Origin of the sequence: Methylotenera sp. N17, from assembly GCF_000799155.1 — a bacterium.
GTDB lineage: Bacteria > Pseudomonadota > Gammaproteobacteria > Burkholderiales > Methylophilaceae > Methylophilus.
Genome location: NZ_JUGE01000001.1, coordinates 85,920 through 112,744 on the forward strand (window position 1 = coordinate 85,920; position 26,825 = coordinate 112,744).

Consider the following 26,825-nt stretch of genomic DNA (forward strand, 5'->3'; position numbering starts at 1 on the left):
TGAACTGGCTGATTTGCAAATTGCTTAATTAAAACTTGTAGGCAGCACTGAGACCCAGTAAATAATTTCTATCGGCGCCTGGTTCAAAATAGCGTTGATTACCATAGTCGTTTACTCGAACGGATCCTATAAATTCTTTATCAAACATATTTTCGATGCGTAAATATTCTTTAAACTGCCAATGGGCAAGACTTTGCTCAAAACCGGCACGTAAGTTGAATACAGTATAGGAAGGTGCAGAGTCATTATTCAGGTCGTTTACATAAACTTTGCTGTTGTGACGACCTTCAAAGGCTGTGTGAAATCCCAAAGGCTCATATTGCCAAGCAATCTCAGCATAAATCTGGCTATTGTAAGTGCCAGGAATTCTGTTTCCTGAGTTAATTGTTCCATTGACCCCAGTAAAATCTGAATCAAATTTTGCATTGAGTAAAGTATATGAAAAATAGGTTGAAATATTGTGGTCAAAATTTGAATCTAATGATAATTCAATCCCTTTTCTGACAGTTTTATTTGCATTTGCAAAAACACTTCTGTTTGCGACATCTGTTGAACTCGTAATAATTTCATCATCGGTTTTAACCAAAAAGAAGGTGATGTTTGCTTGAGTGTTGTCTGTAATAAATGCTTTGGAGCCAATCTCGAAATTCTCGCTTGTACTAGGCTTTAGATTGAGATTTGGCGTTGCACCGCTGGTTGTTGAGTTATACGCAGCCTCAATAAAGGTTGGGGTTTCAAATCCTTTGCCATAATTAGCATACAAGTTAACAGTAGGCGTCACTTTCCAAGTTGCACCAATGACAGGTGTTGTCTTTTCGTAAGAAACTGTACCACTGTTGTCGCCAAACCCTCCTGCTGTAGTGAAGTTGTCTTTTACGCGCAGATTTACTTTCGTTCTTCTTAAGCCCGCATGAATGTCAACTGTTTCTGTGGCCGATATTTTTCCCTGAAAGTATCGATCATAGTTAGTTGAAATATTCTCCTCATCGCGGTTGATGGCGTTTGCAGGAAGACCGCCGACTTGGGTGTTGATATCAAGTCTATCGTCAGAAGATTTGCCGTAATTGACGCCTAAGCTAATGTTATATGTGTGGCCTGCAATTTCACCGATGTTGTCCCAGCGTAAATCGGTACCGTAAAAATCTCTCGAAATTGTACTTGTTCTTGCGTTCGTCCCAGCCGCATTGAACGGCAAGATCTGTTCGTTCTCTCGATTACCAATATAAGGAATAAATGATATTTTATTGTTTGCGTTAAGTGTGTGCTCAAGATTAAAGCCAATTTGTGTGTGTGAACGACTTACACGAGTGTTTGCATTTGTTGCTGCAGGTACTGCTGAACTTGGATTGCTAAAAGCGCGAGCACGATCTAACCCTAATGGGTCTTGCGCATCCTGATCAAACCAATTAATCAAAGTGGTGAGTTTGGTATCTTCACTGATATTGAATTTAAATTTGGCGGTGGCTTGCTGTTTATCGCTCTCGCTATTATCGCGATAGCCATCGCTCTCAAAGTTGGAGCCATTTAATAAGTACTCAACACCGTCTGCAATACCCGCTGCATTGATGACTTGGCGCTTGGTGTTGTAACTGCCAAACATCACTGTGCCACCTATTTCAGGGGTTTTCGGTGCGTCTTCTGTGAACATTTGAATCACACCACCGGAAGAGTTGCCATATAGTGCGGAGAACGGGCCGCGTAATACCTCTATACTTTTGATTGCGGATAAATCCACAACACCAGGCTGACCTTGGCCATCCGGCATAGTGAGTGGAATGCCATCAACGTAAACTCGGACACCACGCACACCAAAGCTAGAGCGTGAACCGAAGCCGCGACTTGAAATTTGCGGGTCTTGGGCTTGTTGTGTTCTATTTTGTGCGGTGATGCCAGGCACTCTAATCAAGCTTTCCGAGAGCGTCATTTGTAGCTGGCCGTTTTGAATATCCTCTTGCTTGACCACGTCAATGGCAATGGGAAGGTCAAAGCTATTTTGCAGCGTGCGGGTGCCAGTGACGACAATCGGTGCGATATGCAAGGTTTTCTCATCCTCCTCTGCATAGGCATCGAGCGCCGGTACCATGCCTAATGCGCTGGCAACAGCCATCGGTAATAGTTTAAATTGGACTGTTTTGTTGTTTGAAATCATGTTGGTTTCATCGGTAGTGAATTAATCGCGCGATAATAACCATAATTAGAAGGATTGGCATCAGCAATATCATGATTTTATGCGATGCGCTCAGAGGGATTGACTTGCATTTGATGCAAGTCAAACGGGCAGGCTATTTAAGCATGCTGGCAAGGTGCTGCAATATTAACAACGCTACTTCTGGTTTTGTACTAAGTGGTAATGCGTGACTGCCGGCATCATCAATCAGCGTGACTTGATTATGGTCTTGCCCCATGGCGATGCTGACATCATTGGCAACGATAAGCGGGAGTTTTTTAGCGATACGTTTTTGTGTTGCATGTTTAATCACATGCTCGGTCTCGGCAGCGAATCCTATGCAAAACGGTGCGTTGGGCAAGCTAGCAACATCAGCCAGTATGTCTTTATTTTTTAGCAAGGTTAAGCTAAGTGTGTCTTCACTTTTTTTGATTTTTTGTGTAGAAACTTGTGCCGGACTGTAGTCTGCTACCGCAGCAACGGCAATCAATACATCTTGATGATGCACTTGCTGCATCACTGTTTGATACATACTTTTTGCATCCAGCGCTTTGATAAAGGTAAGGTTGCTTGGAGGTGTTTGCGTGCTATGCCCACTCACCAAGGTGACTGCTGCACCCATGTCAACTGCTACTTGTGCAATAGCATAGCCCATTTTACCGGAGCTTAAATTGGTGATGGCACGGACCGGGTCAATCGGCTCTAGTGTGGCACCTGCAGTAATGAGGATACGTTTTCCTTGCAGCAACTTGGGCGTAAAGTGCGTAGTCACAGCTTGCATCAGTGCCTCAGGTTCCAGCATGCGACCTAAGCCAATTTCACCACAGGCTTGCTCGCCGGCAGCCGGCCCTAATATGCTAATGCCATCCGCCTTCAGTTGGCTGATATTGCGCTGCGTTGCTGGGTTCTCCCACATCTGTTTGTTCATGGCTGGTGCAACGAGCAACGGACAGTTTCTCGCTAAACATAGGGTAGACAGTAAATCATCCGCACGACCATGCACGAGCTTTGCTAAAAAATCTGCGCTGGCAGGGGCAATCAAAATAGCATCGGCTTGGCGACTGAGTTCAATATGCGGCATACCATTCGGAATAGCGTTATCCCACATATTCATATACACCGGGTTGCCCGAAAGCGCTTGCATCGTCACAGGTGTAATAAATTGACAAGCGGCTTCAGTCATCACAACTTGTACACTGTAACTCTGTTGAATCAGTAGGCGCACCAGTTCGGCCGCTTTATAAGCTGCAATACCGCCTGTGATACCCAGTACAATCGCGCGTTTTGAAGATTGAGATGCCATGCGCGAATTCTATCTGAAACAAGGTGCAATTGCGATGATTGCGCGTACGGCATGAAAGCGGCATAGATTGCTGTTAAGATAATAGAAAAAACAGGTGCCTTATGTGGAAAAAAATACGCATTATCATTCTGCTGTTGATTCTTGCAACGGTGATTCAGCAGACGTTACAAGAAGATGCGGATTTGGATTGGAATAAAAATTTCTATGTAGCGGTATATCCTATCAATGCAGATAATAGCGCGGTAGTAAGCACTTACATTAACACACTCACCCCCCAAGATTTTGAGCCGGTGGCAGAGTATTTTGCAGAAGAAGCACAACGTTATCAGTTAGGCTTGCGTCGCCCATTTGAGATTCGACTCGGGGATAAAATCAATCAAATTCCTCCAGCACCCCCAGTGGAAAGTGGCGTATTGAAAGTCGTGCTATGGAGTTTACAGTTTAGATATTTTGCCTGGAAAAACTCACCTAGCATGTCGGTTAAGCCGGATATCCGGCTGTATTTGCTATACCATGATCCATTAACCAGCCCTCGCCTTACGCATTCAACGGCTTTAAATAAAGGCAGAATAGGGCGTGTGAACTTGTTTGCCGATGCAGCGTATGCCAAAAAGAATTTGGTGATTCTGGCGCATGAGTTACTACATACGGTCAAAGCAACTGACAAGTATGACTTAGCGAACGGATTGCCTAGTTTCCCCGATGGTTACGCCGAACCAGATAAACAGCCCAGATTGCCACAAGATTATGCAGAGCTGATGGGTGGCAGAGTGCCACTGACCGAAAGTACTGCAGAGGTACCTAAGAGCTTGCGGTTAACTTTGATTGGACGCAAAACTGCAAGAGAAATTGGCTGGGTGCGATAATCATCAGATGGTCATTTCATATAAGAAAGAAAAGAAAGCACAGCATGGCGATTACAGATTGGCCTGAAGGGGAGCGCCCAAGAGAAAAGCTGATGCAGCAGGGAGCAGCGGCATTGTCAGATGCGGAGTTGCTTGCCATCTTTTTGCGCGTAGGGGTAACAGGTAAAAGCGCAGTAGACTTAGCGCGTGATCTTTTGCAACAGTTTGGCAGTTTAAATGGCATTTTTTCGGCGTCGCTAGTGCAAATCAACCAAGTGCATGGCATGGGTGAAAGCAAGTATTGCCAGTTACAAGCAATTTTTGAGATGAGTCAGCGGGCATTGGCAGAGCAAATGCAGGTACGCGATGTGTTGTCCTCGCCTAAGCAAGTACGTGATTATTTGATGCTCAAGCTAGGGATATTACCGCGAGAAGTGTTTATGCTGCTGTTGCTGGATGCGCAAAATCGGGTATTGGCACAGGAAGTGTTGTTTGAGGGCACGTTGACGCAAACCAGCGTCTATCCGCGTGAAGTGGTGAAGCGCGCGCTGCATCACAATGCCGCTTCTGTTATTTTTGCACATAATCATCCTTCTGGCATTGCTGAGCCTAGCCAGGCGGATGAAAGCCTGACACAGGCATTAAAACAAGCGTTAGCTTTGGTGGATGTGCGGGTGTTGGATCATTTTATTGTGGCGGGCAATAGTACCTGTTCGTTTGTAGAGCGCGGTTTACTTTAAGAGTGAGGAGCCTGAGATGTCTTTGCAAACTTGGGAATTGTTAAGTTACATTGTGACGGTGTTTGGTTTGCCGTTGGCAATCCTCTCATTTATGCTAGAGCAGCGTAAAGAACGTGAGAACGAAGAAGAAGAGGTGTATCAGCTATTGTCGGATGCCTATACCGATTTTCTCAAGCTGGTGATGGCGAATCCAGACCTTAAATTGCGCTCACAATCCAGTATTGAGCAGCTAACAGAAGAGCAACTGGAGCGTATGTACGTGATGTTTGAAATTTTGATTTCATTGTTTGAGCGCGCATATTTGCTTGCTTACGAGCCCAATATGGCGGGCAAGCAATTGCGGCGCTGGTATTCATGGGATGACTATATGCGCGAGTGGTGCGAGCGCGATGATTTTCGGGAGTGGTTACCACGGCTGTTGCAAGGTGAAGACCCTGATTTTGCCAAGTACATCACAAAAATCGCAAAAGAAAAAGGCCGGGTTGGTACGCCGACCTTGATTGAAGTTTAACCTACCTTAAGTGTGCTATGTGCTTTCACTAAACGTTTGAGTTCTGGCACACAAGAGCCACAGTTGGTGCCGCATTGCAACTTGGCTTGTAGCGTTTGCAAGTCTGCCCCGGCTTCACAGGTGTCGATAATTTCATTCTCCGACACATCAAAGCAGTTACACACAATTTTGCCACGGCTTTTTTGACCGCTAGGTGGCGCACTTAATGGCGCAAGCGCCCAACGTCTGAGTTCATCGGTAAATTGGCCTTGTTGCATCACTTGTTTCAGCCAATCGGCTGCCAGCGTTTCACCTATCAGTTTCACACCAGTCACTTGGCCGGATTCAACCAAAATGCGTTTATGGATACCGCGTTTGGCATCGTCATAATTTAGCATGGGTGCGTCTTCCACCATGCCGAGCATTTGATCAAGGCGCTGAATAATCGCGGCATCAGGCGCAGTATGATGCGATGCACGCAATACGACCATGCCGTGATCGCGACCATACAATCCGCAGGTGGCGTAATCAAACTCTTTAAGTAGGGGGCGAATGTTTTCAACCAAACTTAGATTACTGCAAGTGCGCATGACTGTCATTTGCCAGGGCAGATCCAGCTTTTCAATCTTAATGGCCGTATGTTTTAGCTCAGGTTGCTTGGAGGTCTTATCAAATGCTGGCGGCATCAAGGCATTGACACCCAAGCCACTCATCGTTTGGCTTCCCCAGTGCATAGGGATAAAGGTTTCCGCCGGTTTGACTTCTTCGGATTGCTGCACACGAATATTCAGGCTGCCGCGTTTATTGCTCAGTTTCACAATGTCGCCGGACTTGAGCTGCCGGCGCGTCATGTCATCCTGATTCATGGAAACGACCGGCTCTTCCACATGGTTATAAAGCTGCGCAATGGTGCCAGTGCGGCTCATGCCATGCCACTGGTCACGTAGGCGTCCAGTCAGTAGGTGCAGCGGATGGCGTGCATCGGTTTTATCGGCAGTACCTTTATATACTGCGTTGTGGAATTGCGCTTTGCCGTTAGGTTTCTGGAATACGCCATCGGTATACAGGCGTGCCTCACCTGTCGTTGCACCTTCTTTAAATGGCCATTGTTGCGGGCCTTGTTGTTCCAGCAGCTGGTAGCTAAGTCCGGTAATGTCTAAATCGCGTCCGCGTGTTGTTTCACGGTGCTCGTTGAACACACTTTCCGTGGTGGGATAATCAAATAATGATTTACCCGTGATAGATTTGGATGCGAGTTTTTTCTCTAAACGTTGTGCAAAGTCCACCGCAATTTCCCAATCGTGGCGCGCTTCACCCGGCTTGGGCGATGCACTTTGCAAGCGTGTGATTCTGCGTTCCGAGTTGGTCACGGTGCCTTCTTTTTCACCCCATGTCGTGGCTGGAAAGAACACATCGGCGTATTGGTTGCTGTCGGTGTTGTTAAAGGCATCTTGCAGGACGACGAGTTCGGCAGTATTCAGCGCTTCTAGTACATTATTCAGGTCTGGCATCGAGTGTGCTGGATTGGTGCAGGCAATCCATACCGCTTTGACTTCACCTTTTTTAATGGCATCAAACATTTCAACCGCAGTTTTTCCGGGCTGGGCGGGCACATCATCAATGTCCCATAGTTTCGCCACTTCTGCGCGGTGCTCAGTATTGGCTAAGTCACGGTGGCCAGAGAGTAAGTTGGCCATGCCGCCGACTTCACGGCCACCCATGGCATTGGGTTGTCCGGTGAGCGAGAATGGGCCAGCGCCCGGTTTGCCAATTTGGCCAGTGGCCAAGTGTAGGTTGATGAGTGCCGCATTTTTATCCGTGCCGTGCACCGATTGATTGAGCCCCATACAATACATGGAGAGCGTAGGACCAGCACCAAACCATTTAGCTGCTTGAATAATGTCCTGCTCACTGATGCCGCAAATATCAGCCACCATTTTAGGGGTGTATTCGCGTACGGTTTCTTTTAAGGCGTCAAAACCTTCGGTGTGGTTGCGGATATACTGCATATCCAACAGCCCTTCCCAGAGCATCACGTGTAATAGACCATTGAATAGTGCAACATCGGTGCCCGGTAAAATGGCCAAATGTAAATCAGCAAACTGTGCCGTATCGGTGCGACGCGGATCGACCACCACCACTTTCATGTCAGGATTTTTAGCTTTGGCATCTTCGATGCGGCGGAAAATAATCGGATGTGCAAAAGCGGTATTCGACCCTGCAATAAACAAACACCCGGTATGGTCGATATCTTCATAGCAGGCGGGTGGGGAGTCTGCACCCAATGTGGCTTTGTAACCAGTCACAGCGGAGCTCATGCATAGGCGTGAATTGGTGTCGACGTTATTGGTGCCAATCAAGCCTTTAGCCAGCTTGTTGAACACATAGTAGTCTTCGGTTAGCAATTGGCCCGAAATATAAAAGGCCACGGAGTCCGGACCATGTTGTGCAATGGTGTCGGCGAATTTATCCACCACATAATCCAGAGACGCATCCCAAGTACTACGCTGACGCTCGGCACCGCGCTCGGTACGCAGTTCCGGATATAGACCGCGTGCATCCAATTTGGCCGTGAGGTGCAGGGTTGAACCCTTGGTGCATAGGCGTCCGAAATTGGCAGGGTGGTCGGGGTCACCTTTCACATCAATAATACGTTGATGCTCTGTTTTAATAATCACGCCACAACCCACGCCACAATAGCAACAGGTAGCCTTGGTCTCTTTGACCGCAGGATTGATAGGGGATTGCACTTGATTTGCCATTTGCTACTTTGTCCGTCTTTAAATTACTAACTTCAAATTTCTAAATACACCATACCATCTTCTACTTTGACTGCATAGCAAGCGGTTTGACCTACATCTGGCTCTTCCGCTTTGCCGTCTACCAAGCTGATTTTCCAGCTATGTAGCGGGCAGGCCACTTTGTCACCATAGACAATTCCTTGCGAGAGTGGGCCGCCTTTGTGTGGACAGGTATTGTTCAGCGCAAATACACGGTCATCTTCGGTGCGGAAAATACCAATATCTGTTTTTTCAGTACGCACCAAGCGTGAACCCAGTTTAGGGATTTCGGTTAAGGGGCAAACTTTTGTCCAGCTCATAAAAACTCCAAAATGATATGAAATGCAGTCAACGGTTAGGAGACTATTAGTAAATAAATAAATAAAAAATTAAGAATCAGAGAGAAAATCGCCAGCCACTGCCATTTGAGTAATCGGGCTCTTGCAATCAGTGGTGTGCGTTGCAATGCAATGGGTTTGAGCTCGCCGTATTCCAGCGCATGCAACATTTCGTCTGCTGTTTCAAAGCGTTTATCGCTATCTCGTGCAACGGCTTTAAGAATAATATTTTCTAGCCATGCCGGAATATCCGGACGGTAGCGTGTGGGGCGAATCGGCTCGCCAAAACGTGGCGCTTGAAAAGGCTCGATCTCGCCATAAGGATATTTTCTGGTCAGCAAGTAATACAGCGTGACGCCTGCCGCATAAATATCGGTAGTGATGTCTGCAGACTTACCTTCAAATAATTCCGGTGCCATAAAGCTTGGCGTGCCAGGGTTACTCATGGTTTCCGGTGTGCCGATGGTGGTATTGAGTGCTACCCCTAAATCTAAAATGCGCAAACGCTGGTCTGAGCCAATATGAATGTTGGCTGGTTTGATGTCGCGATGAATAATATTTAAGCGGTGCAACATGCTGATGCCTCGCATCAGGTCTTCAGCGGTCTTGGCTACGCCATTGACCGTAAAATGATGCCCATGTTCAATGCGCTGCTGCAAGGTCGCGCCTTCGTGCCAGGTCATCACATAATACAAATGCTTACGTTGCTCAGCCGTTAACGGCAGCACTTGAGGCACGCATTGCGATACCACGCGTTTAGCCAGCCATTCTTCATTCAATAGCGCTTGGCAACTGTCTTTATCATTGGCCATGATAGGCTGCAGTGTTTTTAATACAAACAATTGCTTGCTCTGGTTTCTGACTTTGTACAGTACGGTAGCGCGTGAGTCATGCAAGATATCCTGCACTTCAAAGCCATCCAGTGCATCGCCCACTTTTAGCTTGGGTGGCACGGCTAAGTTTTGTGCATCCGAGAGTAAATCATTTAGATTGTCGGTGCCAATTTCATCGATGCGCACAATGATTGCCGTTGCATTGTCTTGCCCACCTTTTTCCAACGCCGTTTTGGTGAGGTGGTCACTGATCATTTGCGGGCTGTCGTACAGCATCATGGCATGATGGATCGCTTTCTCACCTAATGGCTCCCATACGCCATCACTCATCATGGCAAAGGTGTCGCCTACTTCTAATAGGCCTTCGGAAAAGTCTACATTAAGCGTGCTATCTAACCCTACTGCGCGCTTGAGCACGTGGCGCATGTCGGGTCTGTCCCATACATGATCGGTCGTGAGTTGTGTGAGCGTTTTGTTGCGCAACCGATAAATACGTGTATCCCCCACATGCGCCAGAATATAACGCTGCCCTTTCAATACAAGTAGCGATAATGTTGTCGCCATGCCAGACATATTGCGATTAGCTGCGGCCTGTGCCAGCACCCAACGGTTGGCGGCACTCAACACTTTTTCTAACGAGATATGGATTTGCCAAGTATCAGGGGTTGCATAGTAATCGGCAGAGACTGTACGCACTGTCATTTCAGCGGCCTCGCGCCCACCCGCGTTGCCACTGACACCATCAGCCACCGCAATGAGCGCACCTTTGGTGGCGAGCACCGCGTGGTTTGGCGTGACCACACCCGCGTAATCTTCATTACGTGTGCGTGGCCCTACTAGGCTACTTTCGCCAACGCTAAATTTCAGTGACATGACAATACTTAACGATTAAAACAGCCACTATACCTTAGCGGTGGTAGCCGTTGCAGCACCCCAGGTAGTTCTCCAGCGTGTTTTCACACCCATTAATCCCACCATGGCTAAGATGGCCAATCCGGCAAATATCAATAAGCCAATTTGATAGCTGCCGGTCACTTGTTTAGAGTAGCCCAAGCTGGAAGCAAGATAGAAACCACCAATGCCGCCCGCCATACCAACCAACCCAGTCATGACGCCAATCTCTCTGCGGAAGCGTTGCGGCACCAATTGGAACACTGCACCGTTGCCCATGCCGAGTGCTGCCATAGCCAGAATGACTACAGTTAAACCTAATGCTTGGGTAGGAATACCAAAACTTAAGATAAATAAGAACAAGGCCGCCAAGATGTACATGATGGTGAGTGAACGAATGCCACCGATACGGTCTGCCAATAAGCCACCAAATGGGCGTACCAATGAACCAGCAAACACGCATGCGGCCGTAAAGTAACCAGCATGGACTGGCGGTAGACCATATTGGTCATTGAAATAAATAGTCAATGAAGAAGCCAAGCCAACAAAGCCGCCAAAGGTCACGCTATAAAAGAACATGAACCACCAAGCGTCTTTGTCTTTTAATACAGCAAGATATTGCCCTAAAGATTTGGCTGCGGGTGCGTCCGGTGCGTCTTTGGCAAAAATCACATACACCAACAAGGCAATGCTGAGTGGGATGAGCGCTAAACCAAACACGTTGTTCCAGCCGAATGCAATCGCTAAGCCTGGCGCAAATAACGCGGCTAACGCTGTACCAGAGTTGCCTGCACCCGCAATGCCTAATGCCGTGCCTTGATGCTCTGGCGGGTACCAGCGTGAGGCCAATGGCAGTGCCACGGCAAACGCTGCGCCGGCAAAGCCCAAGAACATGCCTAATAACAAGGTATGTTGATAAGTATGCACACCATGCAGCCAAGCTACCAGCAGTGCGGCAATCACAATAAACTGGCCCACTAAACCTGCTTTTTTAGGCTTAATTTGATCAACCAACACGCCCATAAAAATACGCAGCAAAGCGCCTGTCAGCACTGGTGTGGCGACCATTAACCCTTTTTGTGCTGGCGTTAGATTCAGGTCTGCCGCGATTTGCACGGCGAGTGGGCCTAACATGACCCACACCATAAAGCTTAAATCAAAGTAGAAAAAGGCAGAAAATAAAGTGGGCTTATGGCCGACTTCCCAAAAACTTTTTTGCATGATCGTCTCCTTGGTGAAGCATTTTGCTTCACCTGTATATTGTTGAGCATGAAACGGGTCGTCTCACGGGCTCTTGATTGAAAAAGAAGCGGTATTAGACCGTGCGGCACTACACTGTAATAGTGTCGAACTCTTTATGCTCAGCACGTTTTTTCACGCGATCTGCCCAAGGGTCTACAGAACCTTGTAAGGCGTACAGCAAGCGCTCATAAGCGGCGGTACGGCCTTCGGCATCTTCTAGAATACGTTTCTTCACGTAATCCAGACCTACACGTTCAATCCAGTGCACGGTACGGTCAAGGTAACGCGCTTCTTCGCGGTAAATTTGGATAAACGCACCAGAGTACTCAATCACTTCTTCTGCCGTTTTAACTTTGCAGAGGAACTGGGCGACTTCGGTTTTGATACCGCCGTTACCACCGACATAGATTTCCCAGCCAGAATCGACGCCAATGATGCCGACATCCTTAATGCCAGATTCCGCGCAGTTACGTGGGCAGCCAGATACCGCAAACTTCACTTTATGCGGTGCCCACATGTGGTCAAACGCTTTTTCAATATCAATGCCTAGCTGTGTAGAGTTTTGTGTACCAAAACGGCAAAACTCAGAGCCCACACAGGTTTTAACAGTACGGATCGATTTGCCGTAAGCGTAGCCAGAAGGCATATCTAAATCTGCCCACATGCTGGTGAGGTCTTCTTTTTTCACACCGAGCAAGTCAATACGCTGACCGCCAGTGACTTTCACCATTGGCACATTGTATTTGTCGGCCACATCGGCAATTTTGCGCAATTGATCAGAGGATGTAACGCCACCATACATACGTGGAATCACAGAGTAGGTACCATCTTTCTGGATATTTGCGTGCACGCGTTCGTTAATAAAGCGTGATTGCGGATCATCTTTGGCTTCGTGTGGCCAGCTGGAAATTAGGTAGTAATTCAATGCAGGGCGGCAAGTTGCACAACCGTTAGGTGTGCCCCAGCTCATGCCTTTCATCGCATCTGGAATATTCAGGTATTTGTTTTTGCGAATTTCTTCACGGACGACCTCGTGGCTCTTATCGGTACAACCGCAAATCGATTTGCTGCTAGAAGGCGGTGCATAACCACCCCCTAAAGTAGAGGCCAAAATTTGCTCGACCAAGCCTGTGCAAGAGCCGCAGCTTGAACCAGCTTTGGTTTGTTTTTTAACGTCGTCAATGGTGAACAAGCCTTTTTCTTGAATGGCTTTGACGATCGTGCCTTTGCATACACCATTACAACCGCAGACTTCCATTTCGTCTGTCATAGCGGCTGCTTTATCTTGACCTTGGTGCCCGGTATTGCCCAGACTATCTTGCCCGAACATGAGGTGATCACGTATCTCATGAATCGGTTTGCTATCACGCAACATCTGGAAATACCAAGCCCCATCCGTCGTATCGCCATAGAGCACGCTGCCGATGATTTTGTCATCTTTAATCACGAGTTTTTTGTACACCCCGCCTACTGCATCGTGCAACACAATTTCTTCGGTATCTTCACCGCCAGAGAAATCTCCGGCAGAAAACAAATCAATGCCTGTGACTTTTAATTTTGTTGAAGTCACGGAGCCTTTGTATAACCCAATACCAAAGTTGGCCAAGTGTGTGGCGCACACCTTAGCCATTTCAAATAACGGTGCGACCAACCCGTAAGAGGTGCCGCGATGTGAAACGCATTCGCCCACTGCATACACGCGCGGGTCGTAAGTTTGCATGGTGTCGTTGACTACAATGCCACGGTTACAATGGATGCCAGCCGATTCAGCCAATGCATAATTCGGGCGAATGCCTACGGCCATGACGACTAAATCGGCGGGGACTTCTTGACCGTCTTTAAATTTGACTGCCGTCACGCGGCCATCTTTACCAATCAGTGATTCGGTATCTTTTTTCAGTAAAAAGTGCAGGCCTTTAGACTCTAGTGATTTTTGCAGCATCACGCCTGCAGTTTTGTCTAGCTGGCGTTCAAGTAACCACTCGTTTTTATGGACGACAGTGACATCCATGCCCTGGATTTTCAACCCATTGGCCGCTTCTAAACCAAGCAAGCCGCCACCAATTACCACTGCATGTTTATATTGTTTAGCAGTTTCAATCATGTCGTTAGTATCTTTAATGTCGCGATACCCCAGCACGCCTTGTAAATCGGCACCGGGAATTGGCAACATAAACGGCTTGGAACCTGTAGCTAACAACAAACGGTCGTATTCTGCACTGGTGCCATCTTCCGCATACACCACGCGATTTTTACGATCAATCTTGTTGATGCGTGCGTTGGTGTAGAGCGTGATATTGTTTTCTGCGTACCATTCGCGTGTATTTAAAATGATGTCATCAATCGTTTGCTCGTTTGCAAGCACCGGCGACAGCATAATGCGGTTGTAATTGGGATAAGGTTCATCGCCAAACACTGTAATGTGATAGATATCCGGCGCTATTTTGAGTAGCTCCTCTACCACGCGCATACCTGCCATCCCGTTCCCGACCACCACTAAATTCATTTTTTTCATAGTACACCTACCTTGTTTAATCTATCGCGTTTAAGCAATTTACGAGCCATGTATATAACCATAGCGGAATCAATGCATTACATATCGTCTATACGTCATTTAACGTAGTGATGACCATTAATAGTGCATATGCACCAAGATGTGATTTATCTTGGTGCATGCGCAAAAACCTATCTCGCTACCCACTTTTTGTGGGTAGTGATGTTAGTTAAAATGTGTACATGGCAGTGAGCCATAGTTTTTCTGTATCTCTCACACGGCCGCGGTTTCCAGCCACGTTGTTTGCAACATTGGGCGTTGCTGCATAGTGGTCATCTTCTGTAAATTTGCCGTACTCTAGTTTAGTCATGATGTTCTTATTCACGTTATATGTGACTGCTGCATTCCACTCTTTACCGTATTGATTGCCATTTCTGCTTGCACCACCGCCGACCGTATTAAAATCTTCATCAGAGTTAATGACGTGATAGTCGGCAAAAAATAAGAAATCGTCGTAACGATAAGTCGCGGTCACAAACGTATCTTTAATCCCAGATCTTGGCGTGGCTAAGAACTTATCGACCCAACCTTGGAACAAGTGATTCGTGCCATAAGGGGTTTGGAAAGCGTACAAATTGTCATTGCTGGATAGCAGCTCTTGGTCGATACGCATATTGAAGTTATCCCAACCTAAGCCGCCGCCCAGTTTGTAGTAGTGCGCATCAATGCGTTTGTCGCCGCCGGAATAATCCGTTTGTTTAGCGTATTCAGCCGTGTAATGTGCTCTAAAGTTAGGGTTGAACGGATGCGTGCCATCCAAACGTACACCAAAGGTTTTGTTGGATTGGTCAGCCGTTAAATTTGCTCTGCCGTTATTATTCAAGGTACCTGCGCCAAACCAAGCATTGCCATAGCCTAATTCATCCATGTTAGATAAGTAGCCATAACCCACCAAGAACTCGGTAGGTGAAATGCGGTAGCGGATATTCGCAATGTCTACATCGCCACCACGCTGCACTGTAGTAATTTGTGTGACCTCTTCAAAGTGCGCTAAAAATACTTCGGTGTCTGTAATGGTTTTGTTGAAGACTGAAATACCATCAAACACTTGCATGACTTGGCGGAAAGCAATATCGCCAATAAAGCGTACGTTGTCTAAGTTAACAGCTTGGCGACCTAAGCGGACACGCGTGTTCTTTACCCCGGTCCAGTCAATATAGGCTTGGTTGATGTCGGTAAAATCAGGGTCGACGATTTTTGCGTATTCAATTTTGCTGTTTTGATTGGTGGCACCATTGATGCGGAAACCGTTAGTGCCATCATTAAAACTATCGTCAAGTTTGGAAACATTAATAAACTGTACGGCAAAGCTAAAGTTTTGGTACGGTGCAGTTTGCCAGCCCACTAAGCTACGCAATGTAATGCCATCCGCATCTTTGAGCTCTCGATTAGCGGTTGGGTTGGCTGTGTTAGCTGCATTCGTATAGTTGGTCGGTTGTAGACCATCTTGCTCTACGTGTTCATAGCGCAATCTGAAGCTGGTCATATTTTTGCCAGTTTTAATCGCATCCATAAAAGTGTATTCAGGAAGCGCTTCCTCTTCGGCCATTGCATTGAATGATAGCGAGGCAAATCCCAATAACACTGCAAATGCAACTGGACTTAACTTTAACGCTTGGCTTGATAAGACTTGACTTGGCTTACACTTGCTATTACTTTTCATACTGTTACTCCTATTCTCAAGATGGGGTGATACGTACCTTGGTACGTGGGTCTGTCCTGGTCGACAGACCCTTTTTTTATGCTGCTTTTTTCGCGTGGCGCTCGTATAAAAACTTCAGGACTTCGCTGCGTAAATGGTTGTAGTGCGGATATTCAGCTAAATCCAAACGCTTTCTTGGGCGTTCTAAATCTACCGTTAATATTTCACCTATCGTCGCAGCCGGGCCATTCGTCATCATGACGATTTTATCGGAGAGCAACACAGCTTCATCCACATCGTGTGTGACCATGACTGCGGTACAACCGGATTTCGCCATGATTTTCATCAACTCGTCTTGCAAGCCAGCACGTGTCAACGCATCCAATGCCCCAAACGGCTCATCAAGTAATAACACTTTGGGTTCCATCGCCAATGCTCTGGCAATACCTACGCGTTGTTTCATGCCGCCGGAAATTTCGTTCGGACGTTTTTCCGTTGCATGGGTGAGGCCTACCAGCTCCAATGCAGCTTTGGTGCGTGCTTGCAATTGTGCTTTGCTTTCAGTGCTGCCAAATACGCGGTCCACCGCCAAATAGACATTCTCAAAGCAAGTCAGCCAAGGCAGTAACGAGTGGTTTTGAAACACCACAGCGCGCTCAGGCCCAGGTTTGGCAATTTCTCGCCCGGCACAAAATAAATGCCCAGCAGTTGGGGTAAGCAAGCCGGCAATCAAATTCAATACCGTGGATTTACCACAGCCGGAGTGGCCGATAATCGAGACAAATTCGCCTTCTTTGATATTGAGGTTAATGCCTTTGAGTGCATCAAACGTGCCTTTTTTGGTGACAAAGGTCATGTCTATATTCTCTAGTTGCACATAACGCTCTTGCAATGGTCTTTCTTGCACCGGTCTCTCTTGTAACAGTGTTTCCATATTGTTCTCCCTAAAGTCCGTGCGTTATTCGTAACTAAAGCGTTTGGCTAACAGCGTCAGGCCTTGCTCGAGCAATAAGCCCACCACGCCGACAATCACAATAGCGATGATGATGTGTTCCACATTCAGGTTGTTCCATTCATCCCACACCCAGAAGCCAATGCCCACGCCACCGGTCAGCATTTCTGCTGCCACAATCACCAGCCAAGCCACGCCGATAGAGAGGCGCACACCAGTCATCATGTAAGGCAGCACGTACGGGAACAAGATTTTGGTCACGACTTTCCACTCAGATAAGTTCAGCACTTTGGCCACATTCATATAATCTTGCGGCACTTTGCTCACGCCCACAGCGGTGTTGATAATCATCGGCCAAATAGCGGAGATGAAAATCACCCAAATCGCTGCTGGGTTGGCGGCTTTGAATACCAGCAAACCAATCGGCAGCCAGGCTAAAGGTGACACCGGTTTAAGTAGACTGATAATTGGCGCAGTCATGCGTGACATAAACTCATAACGGCCAATAATAAAGCCCATCGGAATGCCCACTAACGCAGCCAACCCAAAGCCGGTCGCTACACGCTGCAATGAATTCAGGATGTTCCAACCAATGCCCACGTCATTCGGGTTGTTGATGTAGAACGGATCGCTGAATAAAATCATTGCTGCTTTAAAGGTGGAGATGGGGCCAGGCAAGCCTTGTGATTGATGTGAAATCAACGTCCAAACCGCCAACATCAGCGCCAAGCCAATGACAGGCGGAATGGCCCAGGCAAAGAATTGGCGTGCTGATTTAATCAGCTTGCTGTCGCCGCGGGGTGCACTCACCGATGGCGCTGGTGCGATGCTGTCAGCATTTGCGGCTGGCATGGCCACCTTGTCGGAAGCTTGTACATCCATGGTGTTATCCTTGCTTTCTGCTAAGGGTATAGGGGTATCGCCGGAGGTATGCGCACCTCCTTTAAGGGGGGCGATATTCTTGATAGTCAATGTGCTCATAGGAATGTCTCCAGTAGGGTTGATTACACTTTGACTTTGAAGCCGTTAGCGTAGGCAGCAGGATTGGTGCCGTCCCACACTACGCCGTCCATTAATTTGCTAGCACGCATTGGGCTGCTTGGTACGCTTACACCAAGTGATTTTGCAGCTTCGGTGTAGATATCAATGCGGTTCACTTTTTTGGCCACGGCTAAATAATCTGGATCTGACTTGAGCAAACCCCAACGTTTATGTTGGGTGAGGAACCACATACCGTCTGATAAGTACGGGAACGTCACTTTGCCGTCGTTAAAGAACTTCATGTAATTCGGGTCTTCCCATTTTTTGCCAATGCCGTTGTCGTAGTGGCCAACAAAGCGGCCGGCAATTACTTCTTCCGGTGCATTTACATAGGCTTTGCCGGAAATGAGTTTGGCGACTGCAGCACGGTTAGCGGTGGCATCAATGTAGCGGCAAGCTTCCAAAATCGCTTTGGTCATGGCCAACGCAGTTTTTGGGTTTTGCTCAACAAACTCAGCAGTACAGCCTAATACTTTCTCAGGATGGTCCACCCAAATATCTTGAGATGTCGCCACGCTAAAGCCGACTTTGTCGTAAATTGCACGTGCATTCCAAGGCTCACCTACGCAGTAACCATCCATATTGCCGATACGCATGTTGGCGACCATTTGCGGTGGAGGCACGACAATGGTTTTCACGTCTTTCATTGGGTTAATGCCGTACGAGGCTAACCAGTAGTACAACCACATGGCATGGGTACCGGTAGGGAAAGTTTGCGCAAACGTAAAGTCTCGGTTTTCGTTGTCGATCAAACGTTTCAGTGTTGCACCACTGGTCACGCCTTTGTCTTTTAATTGGCTGGCCAAGGTGATGCCTTGACCGTTATTGTTCAATGTCATCAGCACATTCACGTCTTTTTGCTTGCCGCCAATGCCCATTTGTACGCCGTACATCAAGCCGTACAGCACGTGTGCTGCATGCAACTCACCGTTGACTACTTTGTCGCGAATACCTGCCCATGACGCTTCTTTGGAAGGCAGAATTTTGATGCCGTATTTTTTATCAAAGCCCATTTCAGCAGCAACCACAATCGGTGCGCAATCTGTCAGTGGAATAAAACCGATTTTGACTTCTTTTAATTCTGGCTCATCGCTACCTGCTGCCCATGCATTGGTGCTGACTGAAGGTGGAACAATATTCATCATCGCGGCTGCTCCTAGTGTCCCTGCTACAGCATGTTTAAAAAAGTTACGGCGGCTAGCATTGATGCCGGATTCAGCCGTATTGGTTGGCAAGGGGTCACTCAACGGTGTGTTATCCAACTCTGAATTACGCATTAAAACTCCTTCATTCACATAAAAAATAAACAATAAAAAAGGCGTCTACCGGGCAAGATAAATCTTGCTGGTAAGACGCCTTTGTCTTTAATTTACTGCAACAGAACTACCGACTTTGGTACTCTGTTTTAACTAGCAACGTTCCGCCGTTGGAGGCTGCTATGGGTTGTCTCTAATACTAACTGTTAGTGTGTACTGACTACACAATCAACATTTTTGCTGCTTCAATCAACTGGTTAGATAAATCCGCCAGCTTCATATTTCGTTTCATTGCCATCTCACGCAACATCGCGTAAGCATCTTCTTCATCCAAATTACGTTGACGCATCAAAATGCCTTTTGCCCGCTCTACCAATTTGCGCTCTTCAAGCTTCAAATTGGCGACACTCAACTCTTCTTTAAGCTGCTTTGTTTCTTCAAACCTGGCAACTGCTGCATCAATCACTGGCGTTAACCTTTCACTCGGAATCGTTCCTACTACGTAAGCACATACACCTGCTTGCGTTGCGGCTTTAATCTTTTGTTTGTCACCATCATGCGTAAACATGACCACCGGTCTGGGGTTGTGTTGCGACAACACACAAATGTTTTCTAGCGTATCTCGGTTGGGCGACTCGGTATCGATAATGACAATATCGGGTGACATTTCACAACACACATCATGTAGGTTTACTCCATCCTCCACATGTGCAATCACATCAAACCCATTTTCTATCAATGATTGCTTCAATGGTTTGCTACGCGATAAATCATTGTCCACAATCAATACCTTTAACATGGTTGAGCTTTAGCAAAGGTTGTGCCAATAAATTAAGTATTTTTAACTGTTTGATTTTAAATGACTTGTTTAATGATGTTAAGGGGCGTTATTCAGTTTTATGAAATTCATTCCTGCACAATCGCGGTGCGTGTGCACCAAATCTATCATATGTAAACCTGCAATTTCCTGAGTTTGAATGTTCAAGCAGTCACTTAACGCAGGCAAAGGTATAGTTGTCAGCCAGCGAAACACAGCATGTGATGTTTGCGTTCTATCAGCAGTGTTCATCTTTGGTATGTCGTGATTTATACTGTGATGCTTATTCATACATCATTAAAAGTGCATCATGTCGATCAATAAAAAAATCATGTGGGGGTTGGTGGCAGTGTTGGGTGCTTATGCCATGAGCACCATTGCTACATATCGTGGTGAAACCATTAATGCGTTGTGGTTGATAACCGCTGCTTTGTGTATCTATGCCATTGCTTATCGTTTTTATGCCGCATGGATTGCCGCCAAAGTACTGGTAATCGATGAAACACGTGCCACACCTGCAGAGCGTCTGGATAATGGGCGTGATTTTATTCCTACGAATAAGTGGATTGTGTTCGGACATCACTTCGCCGCCATTGCTGGCCCCGGCCCATTGGTAGGCCCCACTTTAGCGGCACAGTTTGGTTACTTACCGGGTACGTTGTGGATTTTAGTAGGCGCGGTATTGGGTGGTGCAGTGCAGGATATGGTGACCTTGTTTCTCTCCATGCGTCGCAATGGTCGTAGCTTAGGCCAAATGGCACGTGATGAGATTGGTGTGGTAGGAGGCTCTGCCGCGCTGGTAGGCACATTTATGATCATGATCATTTTGATTGCCGTGTTGGGCTTGGTGGTGGTCAATGCCATGAAACATAGCCCGTGGGCAACGTCTACCGTGGCGGCAACGATCCCCATTGCCATGCTGGTAGGTGTGTATATGCGTCATATCCGTCCGGGACGCGTGCTTGAGGCATCCGCCATTGGTGTTGCGCTGCTGTTGTTTTCTGTACTCGCAGGTGGCTGGGTCGATCATCATGAGACGCTGCGGGTGTGGTTTGATCATGATGGCTTGCCATTGGCCTACGCCATTATTGTGTACGGCTTTGCTGCCGCGGTATTGCCGGTGTGGTTGTTGTTAGCCCCGCGTGATTATCTCTCTACCTTTATGAAGTTGGGTACGGTGCTACTGTTGGCGGTGGCCATTGTGATTTTGAGGCCCGACATTCATATGCCTGCAATTACGCAGTTTACCGATGGCACTGGGCCGATTTTTGGCGGTAAGTTATTTCCATTTGTATTTATTACCATTGCCTGCGGTGCTATTTCAGGCTTTCATGCGTTGATTGCCTCCGGTACCACACCCAAACTGCTGAGCAATGAGCGTGATATTCGCATGATTGGCTATGGCGGTATGTTGCTAGAAAGTTTTGTGGCGATTATGGCGATGATTGCCGCCACCGTTTTAGAGCCGGGTGTATTCTTTGCTATTAATAGTCCGGCAGGTGTAGTGGGCAAAGAAGCCATTGAAGCTGTGGCCAAAATCAACAGCTGGGGATTTGCCGTGACGGTTGAGCAAATGGAACAGCTGGCGAAAGACATGGGAGAAAGCACCTTGTTTGCTCGTACCGGTGGTGCGCCAAGCTTGGCAGTGGGCATGGCCAGTATTTTTGGGAGTGCATTCGGTAAGCATTTACTTGCACTGTGGTACCACTTTGCCATTATGTTTGAAGCGATATTTATTTTGACCACACTGGATGCCGGAACGCGCGTGGGGCGCTTTATGCTACAAGATATGCTGGGCAACTTTAATAAGAAGTTAGGTGAGACGTCTTACACCCCTTCAGTGATTCTCACCAGCAGTATTGTGGTGGCAGGCTGGGGTTACTTTTTATATATAGGCGTGATTGATCCCAACGGCGGCGTGAATATTCTGTGGCCACTGTTTGGCATTGCCAATCAAATGTTGGCAGCCATTGCATTGAGTGTGGCGACTGGCATTTTGGTGAAATCCGGTAAATTGAAATACGCATGGATTACTGCGTTACCGCTGACATGGCTGGTGGCGATCACCACGGCGGCGTCATACCAGAAGGTGTTTTCTGAGGATGTGCGGGTAGGGTTCTTTGCCGCCGCCAACGATTTAAGCACTAAATTGGCGAGCGGTACACTGCCTGCCGATAAAGCCGCAGTAGCGCCGCAACTCATTTTTAATCAGCATTTAGATGCGTATCTCACCTTGTTTTTTGTGGTGGTGTTGTGGGTGGTGGTGATTGATATGCTGAGAGTCACTAAGCGGTATATACAAGGCAAGCCTACCTTGCCTGTCAGCGAAACGGCTTACGTGCAAACTAATTTACTCACTTAACGTCAAACGGATATGTTTAAAAAACTAACGCAATTTTGGTCTGCTATTCGCCAGCTTTCTGGTGATGACGCCTATGAGCGTTATTTGCAGCATCATGCCGAGCATCATGTAGAAACGCCACCACTGACTCGTGAAGCGTTCTTTAAGCAATGGCAAGATGGTAAGTGGAAAGGTGTTAAGCGTTGTTGCTAACAGAAGCGGACGTGGCACGTGTGATTGAAATGGCTTGGGAAGATCGCACGCCATTTGAAGCAATTCAATATCAGTTTGGTTTGAGTCAGGATGGTGTGATCAGGCTTATGCGTGATCGGTTAAAACTTAGTTCGTTTAAACTTTGGCGCAAACGCACACATGGCCAGAAAACAAAGCATGGTCAGCTGCGGTCATCAATGGTCGTTAGGCATCAATCAAAAGAGCACAATAAAGCAAACCGATTAGCCAATTAGTTGTTTTGGTGTAAACGGTCAATTTGCATATATTCACCAGTGGCGTTTTTGTCAGTCTCAAAGTCGTTCTCAATCGGATCGTCTTTCACTGAGCGTCTCTTTTTGGTGGTTGCATGGTATTCCGCAATAATATAGTTAACTTGATCGTCGTGATCGGTTAATTTTTGAAACGTATTCATAAGCCAGTTAATCATTTTGCGTCACACATCACTAGGTTGTAGATGATTTGAGATGTGCAACTTGTGTGCCAATCAACGCAACAAAATTTTACTTTATAGCTTGTTGATTTTTATGGATTTTTTGTAGCTTTGTTTTTGTTTGAAGAAAAGCTGGCGTTGGGAATTAGAGCATCTCGTCAGCTTTTCAACAATGGACAGTGATTTATTTGACGCTTGACCGTTTTGTTGCCAAAAAGAGTGCAACTCCAATCAACATCATGGGTAAGCTTAACCATTGCCCCATGCTCAAGCCTAGCCCCAACAGCCCTAAATGCGCATCTGGCTCGCGTGTAAATTCCACTAAAAAGCGGAAGCTGCCGTACATGATTAGGAATAGTGCCGAGATTTGGCCGACAGGCCTTTGTTTGCGTGAGAACCACCATAGTACCGCAAACATGACGATGCCTTCCAACATGAATTCATAGAGTTGCGATGGGTGGCGGGCAATCGCATCTACTTGTGGAAAAATCATGCCGTAATCACTGCCGGTCGGTCGCCCCCACAACTCACCATTAATAAAATTGCCCATGCGCCCAGCGCCCAAGCCCAGCGGTACCAAAGGCGCTACAAAATCCATGATTTTGAGCCATGGCTGTGGGTGTTTTTTGGTGAAGCAAAACATGGCGACCAGCACGCCCAAGAATCCGCCATGGAAACTCATGCCGCCTTGCCAAATTTTCAATAAATTGAGTGGGTGCGCAATGAGATCGGGGAACTGATAAAACAGCATATAGCCAATGCGGCCACCCAGTATCACGCCCAGTGCGCCATAAAATAGCGCGTCATCCAGCATTTGTGTATTCCAGCCAAACCACGGTTTGTGCTTAATTTGATATTTTCCTAGTAACAAAAACGCAACAAAACCAATCAAATACATTAAGCCATACCAATGAATGCCAAAGCTATCGGTGATTTGTATGGCTACGGGGTTAAATTGTGGGTGGGTTAACATGAAACGCCTTAGAATGCGGTAAAATAATATTATACGTTTTAATTGCTTTGAGGTTATACATGCCAGTTTATCGTTCTCATACTACAACACAAGGCCGCAATATGGCGGGTGCACGTGCGCTATGGCGCGCTACGGGCATGAAAGATGAGGACTTTAGCAAGCCTATCATCGCAATTTCCAACTCATTTACACAGTTTGTACCTGGCCATGTGCACTTAAAAGACTTAGGCCAATTGGTCGCGCGCGAGATCGAGCGTGCAGGCGGCGTCGCCAAAGAATTTAATACTATTGCGGTCGATGATGGCATTGCCATGGGGCATGGCGGCATGTTGTACAGCTTGCCCAGCCGCGACTTGATTGCTGATAGCGTGGAATACATGGTCAATGCACACTGTGCTGATGCGTTGGTGTGTATTTCCAACTGTGACAAGATCACCCCGGGCATGTTGATGGCCGCTTTGCGTTTGAATATTCCGGTAGTGTTCGTGTCCGGTGGCCCAATGGAAGCGGGTAAAGTCAATTGGCAAGGGACGACACATAAGCTGGATTTAGTGGATGCCATGGTAGCCGCGGCTGACAGTAAAGTGTCTGATGCCGAATCCGACGCTATTGAGCGTTCTGCTTGCCCAACGTGTGGTTCATGTTCGGGTATGTTCACTGCCAACTCGATGAACTGTTTAACCGAGGCTTTGGGCTTGAGCTTGCCTGGTAATGGCTCCACTTTGGCTACCCATGGTGCGCGTAAGCAATTGTTTTTACAGGCGGGTCGCTTGATTGTGGATTTGGCTAAACGCCATTACGAGCAAGATGATTACACGGTGTTGCCACGTTCAATCGCAAATTTTAAAGCGTTCGAAAATGCCATGAGTCTAGATGTGGCCATGGGCGGCTCAACGAATACAGTGTTGCATTTGTTGGCAGCTGCGCATGAAGCCGGCGTGGATTTTACGATGAAAGATATTGATCGTATTTCTCGCCATGTGCCGTGCGTATGTAAAGTAGCGCCTGCGACAGCGAAATATCATATGGAAGATGTGCACCGCGCGGGTGGTGTGATGGGGATATTAAGCGAGTTGAATCGTGCGGGCGTGATTCATGGTGATACGCCGACCGTACATAGTCCAACCTTGTCAGCCGCTTTGGAAAAATGGGATATCACTACTACGCAAGACGAAGAAGTGAAGAAATTCTTCCGTGCCGCACCAGGGGGTATTTCTACCACCATTGCATTTTCACAAAGTATGTTATGGCCTGAGTTGGATATAGACCGCGCCGAAGGCTGTATTCGCGATAAAGCGCACGCTTACTCGCAAGATGGCGGCTTGGCTGTACTTTACGGCAATATTGCACTGGATGGCTGTATTGTGAAAACGGCCGGGGTGGATGACAGTATTCTTAAATTTACAGGCCGTGCGCGTATTTTTGAAAGCCAAGATGCCGCAGTAGAAGCGATTCTTGCGGATAGCGTTGTTGCGGGTGATGTAGTGGTGATTCGTTATGAAGGCCCACGCGGTGGCCCTGGCATGCAAGAAATGTTGTACCCAACCTCTTACCTGAAATCTAAAGGACTTGGCAAGGAATGTGCTTTGCTTACAGATGGTAGGTTCTCAGGTGGTACATCAGGGTTGAGTATCGGTCATGCCTCACCAGAGGCTGCAGAAGGTGGGGCCATTGGCTTGGTAGAAGAGGGCGATACGATAGAGATTGATATCCCTAACCGCACCATTCACTTGAATATCAGTGATGCAGAAATGTCGGACCGCCGTGCGCACATGGAAGCCAAAGGCAAGGATGCCTGGAAGCCGCAAAATCGCGAGCGTTATGTCTCACCAGCATTGCGTGCTTATGCCGCCATGAGTACTTCTGCCGCCAAAGGTGCGGTGCGTGATGTCGCACAAATTGAAAGAAATTAATACTATGGCCAAAAACAGTATGGAAAATATTTTGCTAGCCACACAAGCTAACCTAGAGGGCACGGTAGCACACCCGCATCTTACATTTACAGAAGATGAAAATGGTTTGCAGTATATTGAGGTCGATAATCAATATGCAAAGGCTAAAATTGCATTACAGGGTGGTCAGGTCATTCAATGGCAGCCAAAATCAGAAAAGCATCCTGTATTATGGCTATCCGATCATGCAAGATATGTAAAAGGCCGTTCCATCCGTGGTGGTGTACCTATCTGTTGGCCGTGGTTTGGTGCACATCCTACCGATAGCACTTTATGTCCGCATGGATTTGCGCGTGTGATCCCTTGGCAATTCATTGATGCAGATACTACTTATTCCGGTGCAACGCGTATTGCATTACAAATGCTACACACGCCAGAGGCGCAACGTCAGTTGTCTTACCCTTATGTCTTGACCTTGATGTTGACGATTGGTCGCCGCCTTAAAATCGATTTGGCGACTACCAACAAAGCGGCACACCCGTTCATGATTGGCGAAGCATTTCACACTTACCTTAATGTCAGCGATATTGAGAAGATTAGAATCACAGGCTTGCAAGAGTGTTTGTATGCCGACAAAGTAAGGCAGTATGAGCGCCATGTAGAACATAGCCTGCTGAAATTTAATGGTGAGTTTGACCGTGTTTACCTTAACCACAGTGCTGACTGCATTGTGCACGACTCTGACTATAACCGATTGGTACGTGTGTCCAAATCCGGCAGTAACACCACGGTGGTATGGACGCCTTGGGAAGAAAAAGCGCATGCACTTGGCGATATGGGTAATGACGATGAATGGCGTAAAATGATTTGTGTAGAGTCCGCCAATGCCATGGAAAACTCGATTGTGATTAACCCTGGTAGAACACATAATTTCTCTGTGGAATACAGTGTCGAGTCTCTCTAGATCTTGATATCGATGGCTAGCGTTGTCCAATATTTTAATGTTGGGTCAACCTAGTCCCTTGGTATCACGTTAAAGGTTTGCAACCCAAGTGTTTAGTGCA

General features: G+C 47.1%; 22 protein-coding genes. 8 read left to right on the forward strand and 14 right to left on the reverse strand.

The annotated features are described in order from the left end of the window. Window positions 1-28 precede the first annotated feature (28 nt). Both FG11_RS00545 and coaBC read right to left on the reverse strand, forming a co-directional pair. Window positions 29-2,107, reverse strand: a complete 2,079-nt coding sequence (locus tag FG11_RS00545) for a TonB-dependent receptor family protein (RefSeq protein WP_235276310.1) — start codon at window positions 2,105-2,107, stop codon at window positions 29-31. 175 nt (window positions 2,108-2,282) lie between these two features. Then, a complete protein-coding gene (coaBC, locus tag FG11_RS00550) occupies window positions 2,283-3,470 on the reverse strand; it encodes a bifunctional phosphopantothenoylcysteine decarboxylase/phosphopantothenate--cysteine ligase CoaBC (RefSeq protein ID WP_025223672.1) in 1,188 nt (395 codons plus the stop codon). A gap of 101 nt (window positions 3,471-3,571) precedes the next feature. On the opposite strand from coaBC, the gene FG11_RS00555 reads away from it, so the two are divergent. From FG11_RS00555 to FG11_RS00565, 3 genes are read left to right on the forward strand one after another with little or no spacing between them, the layout of a single operon-like run. Then, complete coding sequence (locus FG11_RS00555; RefSeq protein ID WP_047532525.1) at window positions 3,572-4,336, forward strand: hypothetical protein; 765 nt, start codon at window positions 3,572-3,574, stop codon at window positions 4,334-4,336. A gap of 44 nt (window positions 4,337-4,380) precedes the next feature. Further along, window positions 4,381-5,055, forward strand: a complete 675-nt coding sequence (gene radC / locus FG11_RS00560; RefSeq protein ID WP_020183682.1) for a RadC family protein — start codon at window positions 4,381-4,383, stop codon at window positions 5,053-5,055. Between the two features lie 16 nt (window positions 5,056-5,071). Then, window positions 5,072-5,566 (forward strand): hypothetical protein, encoded by a 495-nt coding sequence (locus FG11_RS00565; protein WP_020183683.1) that lies wholly within the window; start codon window positions 5,072-5,074, stop codon window positions 5,564-5,566. Here the strand turns inward: FG11_RS00565 and FG11_RS00570 are convergent. The 10 genes from FG11_RS00570 to FG11_RS00615 form a co-directional block, all read right to left on the reverse strand. Next, on the reverse strand, window positions 5,563-8,307 hold the full coding sequence (locus FG11_RS00570; RefSeq protein ID WP_052184886.1) for a nitrate reductase: 2,745 nt from the start codon (window positions 8,305-8,307) through the stop codon (window positions 5,563-5,565). The genes FG11_RS00565 and FG11_RS00570 overlap by 4 nt on opposite strands. A 32-nt stretch (window positions 8,308-8,339) precedes the next feature. After that, entirely contained in the window at window positions 8,340-8,645 is a 306-nt protein-coding gene (gene nirD / locus FG11_RS00575; RefSeq protein WP_025223674.1) for a nitrite reductase small subunit NirD, read from the reverse strand. A 35-nt stretch (window positions 8,646-8,680) separates the two neighbouring features. Next, window positions 8,681-10,369, reverse strand: coding sequence for a bifunctional protein-serine/threonine kinase/phosphatase (locus FG11_RS00580; protein WP_047532527.1), 1,689 nt, complete (start codon window positions 10,367-10,369; stop codon window positions 8,681-8,683). Between the two features lie 27 nt (window positions 10,370-10,396). Continuing rightward, the gene (locus FG11_RS00585) at window positions 10,397-11,608 is read right to left on the reverse strand and encodes a nitrate/nitrite transporter (protein WP_025223676.1); all 1,212 of its coding nucleotides are present in this window, start codon (window positions 11,606-11,608) and stop codon (window positions 10,397-10,399) included. A 109-nt stretch (window positions 11,609-11,717) separates the two neighbouring features. Beyond that, window positions 11,718-14,144, reverse strand: coding sequence for a nitrite reductase large subunit NirB (gene nirB / locus FG11_RS00590; RefSeq protein WP_020183688.1), 2,427 nt, complete (start codon window positions 14,142-14,144; stop codon window positions 11,718-11,720). A gap of 208 nt (window positions 14,145-14,352) precedes the next feature. Beyond that, a complete protein-coding gene (locus tag FG11_RS00595) occupies window positions 14,353-15,846 on the reverse strand; it encodes an alginate export family protein (RefSeq protein ID WP_047532530.1) in 1,494 nt (497 codons plus the stop codon). Window positions 15,847-15,922: 76 nt separating this feature from the next. Beyond that, window positions 15,923-16,759: an ABC transporter ATP-binding protein gene (locus tag FG11_RS00600; protein WP_047532532.1), complete on the reverse strand. Its 837-nt coding sequence runs from the start codon at window positions 16,757-16,759 to the stop codon at window positions 15,923-15,925. A gap of 24 nt (window positions 16,760-16,783) precedes the next feature. Next, window positions 16,784-17,659, reverse strand: a complete 876-nt coding sequence (ntrB, locus tag FG11_RS00605) for a nitrate ABC transporter permease (protein WP_047532539.1) — start codon at window positions 17,657-17,659, stop codon at window positions 16,784-16,786. Window positions 17,660-17,781: 122 nt separating this feature from the next. Next, window positions 17,782-19,095: a CmpA/NrtA family ABC transporter substrate-binding protein gene (locus FG11_RS00610; RefSeq protein ID WP_047532540.1), complete on the reverse strand. Its 1,314-nt coding sequence runs from the start codon at window positions 19,093-19,095 to the stop codon at window positions 17,782-17,784. Window positions 19,096-19,294: 199 nt separating this feature from the next. After that, window positions 19,295-19,873, reverse strand: coding sequence for an ANTAR domain-containing response regulator (locus tag FG11_RS00615; RefSeq protein WP_020183693.1), 579 nt, complete (start codon window positions 19,871-19,873; stop codon window positions 19,295-19,297). 328 nt (window positions 19,874-20,201) lie between these two features. Here FG11_RS00615 and FG11_RS00625 point away from each other — a divergent pair, with 328 nt between their 5' ends. From FG11_RS00625 to FG11_RS00635, 3 genes are read left to right on the forward strand one after another with little or no spacing between them, the layout of a single operon-like run. Then, entirely contained in the window at window positions 20,202-22,253 is a 2,052-nt protein-coding gene (locus FG11_RS00625) for a carbon starvation CstA family protein (protein ID WP_047532542.1), read from the forward strand. Between the two features lie 12 nt (window positions 22,254-22,265). Next, window positions 22,266-22,445, forward strand: coding sequence for a YbdD/YjiX family protein (locus FG11_RS00630; protein ID WP_047532543.1), 180 nt, complete (start codon window positions 22,266-22,268; stop codon window positions 22,443-22,445). Continuing rightward, window positions 22,436-22,699: a TIGR03643 family protein gene (locus tag FG11_RS00635; RefSeq protein WP_020183697.1), complete on the forward strand. Its 264-nt coding sequence runs from the start codon at window positions 22,436-22,438 to the stop codon at window positions 22,697-22,699. Before FG11_RS00630 ends, FG11_RS00635 begins: the two co-directional genes overlap by 10 nt. On the opposite strand, the gene FG11_RS00640 is transcribed toward FG11_RS00635, so the two are convergent. Both FG11_RS00640 and lgt read right to left on the reverse strand, forming a co-directional pair. Continuing rightward, the gene (locus FG11_RS00640; protein WP_020183698.1) at window positions 22,696-22,878 is read right to left on the reverse strand and encodes a hypothetical protein; all 183 of its coding nucleotides are present in this window, start codon (window positions 22,876-22,878) and stop codon (window positions 22,696-22,698) included. The two genes, FG11_RS00635 and FG11_RS00640, sit on opposite strands and share 4 nt — an antisense overlap. Before the next feature lie 202 nt (window positions 22,879-23,080). Then, window positions 23,081-23,869 (reverse strand): prolipoprotein diacylglyceryl transferase, encoded by a 789-nt coding sequence (gene lgt / locus FG11_RS00645; protein WP_025223683.1) that lies wholly within the window; start codon window positions 23,867-23,869, stop codon window positions 23,081-23,083. A gap of 59 nt (window positions 23,870-23,928) precedes the next feature. Here lgt and ilvD point away from each other — a divergent pair, with 59 nt between their 5' ends. Continuing rightward, window positions 23,929-25,782, forward strand: coding sequence for a dihydroxy-acid dehydratase (ilvD, locus tag FG11_RS00650; protein WP_025223684.1), 1,854 nt, complete (start codon window positions 23,929-23,931; stop codon window positions 25,780-25,782). A gap of 19 nt (window positions 25,783-25,801) precedes the next feature. Then, window positions 25,802-26,725, forward strand: coding sequence for a D-hexose-6-phosphate mutarotase (locus FG11_RS00655; RefSeq protein WP_088177913.1), 924 nt, complete (start codon window positions 25,802-25,804; stop codon window positions 26,723-26,725). Window positions 26,726-26,825 lie beyond the last annotated feature (100 nt).

Bases quoted from the DNA above. Each gene is read 5' to 3' on its own strand.
- FG11_RS00545 (WP_235276310.1), bottom strand. From the start codon at position 2,107: ATGGCTGTTGCCAGCGCATTAGGCATGGTACCGGCGCTCGATGCCTAT.
- coaBC (WP_025223672.1), bottom strand. From the start codon at position 3,470: ATGGCATCTCAATCTTCAAAACGCGCGATTGTACTGGGTATCACAGGC.
- FG11_RS00555 (WP_047532525.1), top strand. From the start codon at position 3,572: ATGTGGAAAAAAATACGCATTATCATTCTGCTGTTGATTCTTGCAACG.
- radC (WP_020183682.1), top strand. From the start codon at position 4,381: ATGGCGATTACAGATTGGCCTGAAGGGGAGCGCCCAAGAGAAAAGCTG.
- FG11_RS00565 (WP_020183683.1), top strand. From the start codon at position 5,072: ATGTCTTTGCAAACTTGGGAATTGTTAAGTTACATTGTGACGGTGTTT.
- FG11_RS00570 (WP_052184886.1), bottom strand. From the start codon at position 8,307: ATGGCAAATCAAGTGCAATCCCCTATCAATCCTGCGGTCAAAGAGACC.
- nirD (WP_025223674.1), bottom strand. From the start codon at position 8,645: ATGAGCTGGACAAAAGTTTGCCCCTTAACCGAAATCCCTAAACTGGGT.
- FG11_RS00580 (WP_047532527.1), bottom strand. From the start codon at position 10,369: ATGTCACTGAAATTTAGCGTTGGCGAAAGTAGCCTAGTAGGGCCACGC.
- FG11_RS00585 (WP_025223676.1), bottom strand. From the start codon at position 11,608: ATGCAAAAAAGTTTTTGGGAAGTCGGCCATAAGCCCACTTTATTTTCT.
- nirB (WP_020183688.1), bottom strand. From the start codon at position 14,144: ATGAAAAAAATGAATTTAGTGGTGGTCGGGAACGGGATGGCAGGTATG.
- FG11_RS00595 (WP_047532530.1), bottom strand. From the start codon at position 15,846: ATGAAAAGTAATAGCAAGTGTAAGCCAAGTCAAGTCTTATCAAGCCAA.
- FG11_RS00600 (WP_047532532.1), bottom strand. From the start codon at position 16,759: ATGGAAACACTGTTACAAGAGAGACCGGTGCAAGAAAGACCATTGCAA.
- ntrB (WP_047532539.1), bottom strand. From the start codon at position 17,659: ATGGATGTACAAGCTTCCGACAAGGTGGCCATGCCAGCCGCAAATGCT.
- FG11_RS00610 (WP_047532540.1), bottom strand. From the start codon at position 19,095: ATGCGTAATTCAGAGTTGGATAACACACCGTTGAGTGACCCCTTGCCA.
- FG11_RS00615 (WP_020183693.1), bottom strand. From the start codon at position 19,873: ATGTTAAAGGTATTGATTGTGGACAATGATTTATCGCGTAGCAAACCA.
- FG11_RS00625 (WP_047532542.1), top strand. From the start codon at position 20,202: ATGTCGATCAATAAAAAAATCATGTGGGGGTTGGTGGCAGTGTTGGGT.
- FG11_RS00630 (WP_047532543.1), top strand. From the start codon at position 22,266: ATGTTTAAAAAACTAACGCAATTTTGGTCTGCTATTCGCCAGCTTTCT.
- FG11_RS00640 (WP_020183698.1), bottom strand. From the start codon at position 22,878: ATGAATACGTTTCAAAAATTAACCGATCACGACGATCAAGTTAACTAT.
- lgt (WP_025223683.1), bottom strand. From the start codon at position 23,869: ATGTTAACCCACCCACAATTTAACCCCGTAGCCATACAAATCACCGAT.
- ilvD (WP_025223684.1), top strand. From the start codon at position 23,929: ATGCCAGTTTATCGTTCTCATACTACAACACAAGGCCGCAATATGGCG.
- FG11_RS00655 (WP_088177913.1), top strand. From the start codon at position 25,802: ATGGAAAATATTTTGCTAGCCACACAAGCTAACCTAGAGGGCACGGTA.